Raw genomic sequence first — 1,375 nt, forward strand, 5'->3', positions numbered from 1 at the left:
TGGCCGCGGCATTGTTGTCGAGGGTGAAAGTCCACTTGCCGGTGCCGTCTACGGAGAAGGTACCATAGGCATTGGTGGCATCGAGCACACTCCAGCTTTCGGTGGCGTCAGCATCGACGTCGGTGGCGTTGAGCTGACCGGTGGCAGACGGGGTACCGGCAACGTCGGTGCCGTTATCCAGATCACCGGCTTCCACGACAGCGCCACTGGTGACGCTGTCATTGGTGATAACCGGGCTGTCATTGGTGCCGGTGATGGTGATGGTCAGCTCAGCAGTGTCAAATCCACCTTGGCCATCGCTGACTGTATATGTAAAGGTTTCGGTGACCTGCTGACCTTCTGCGAGAGCGTTGGCAGCAGCTTGATCTGCTATATAGGTGTAGCTGCCGTTAGCGTTGAGCGTCAGGGTGCCATAGGTGCCAGTAAGTGCACTGCCAACGATCCCGCTATTACCTGTTCCTGCTTCTGTACCTGTACGTATCTCGGTAACAGTTAAAGTGCCGCCATCGATATCTGAGTCATTTTCTAACACGCCGGTCAGAGCAGTGGCGGTCACGGATGCATCTTCATCGACGCTGTTAACGTCATTCACAGCGACAGGGGCATCGTTAACTGATGCAACAACGATAGCAACTGTTGCAGGGCTTTGATCTACGGCGCCGACGTTATCCACTGCGCTGTAAGTGAAGCTGGTTTCACCGTTCCAGTTGGCGTTGGGCACGAAGGTCAGGTCGGCTGCATTGGCGATCAGAATGCTCTGACCGACTGTCACGGCAACGCCATTGAACATCAGGGTGCCATTGGTTGGCAGGCTATTGATGGTGAAGCTGACCACGGAGCCGTCAATGTCGGCGCCTGACAGAGTTGGAATCGCTATGCTATCAGCATCTTCGTTGCCTGAAGCCTGCAAATCAGTGGTAGTTGGCGGATTGTTGGTATCAGTGATAGTGGTTTCAACACTGGCGCCAGACAGATCCAGCTTCTCAAATACATTGTTGCCGCCAACGGTGATACCGCTGACCGACACGGTGAAGCTTTCAGGGCCTTCAAACGGCTGATCGGCTTTAGTGGTGATGGTGAAGGTGGCAGTCTTGCCATCGGCACCAATCACGGCCTGCACGGTTTCAATGATGTCTTCACCACTGGCGGTGGTGTAGCTGTAGCTGAGCGTCACAATACTGCCAGCCGGGGCAGGCTCGCTCAGGGTCACGGTGTAGCTGCCGGTGGTCTCGCCTTCGGTGACTGAGCCTGGGCCGGTCAGGGTCACAGTGACAGTGTCTTCTTCACCCGGGACTTCTGGGTCAGTTGGAGATGCCGCATCCTTGATGGTGGTGGTCACGCTGGCGCCGGTCAGGTCCAGCTGCTCGAACACGTT

1 protein-coding gene is annotated in these 1,375 nt (G+C 56.1%); it reads right to left on the reverse strand.

The annotated features are described in order from the left end of the window. Positions 1-1,375 (reverse strand): cadherin-like domain-containing protein (locus KJI95_RS19355; RefSeq protein ID WP_214508838.1); only part of this gene is annotated, 1,375 nt, incomplete at both ends.

Origin of the sequence: Shewanella jiangmenensis, assembly GCF_018596335.1 — a bacterium.
GTDB classification, from domain to species: Bacteria; Pseudomonadota; Gammaproteobacteria; order Enterobacterales; family Shewanellaceae; genus Shewanella; species Shewanella jiangmenensis.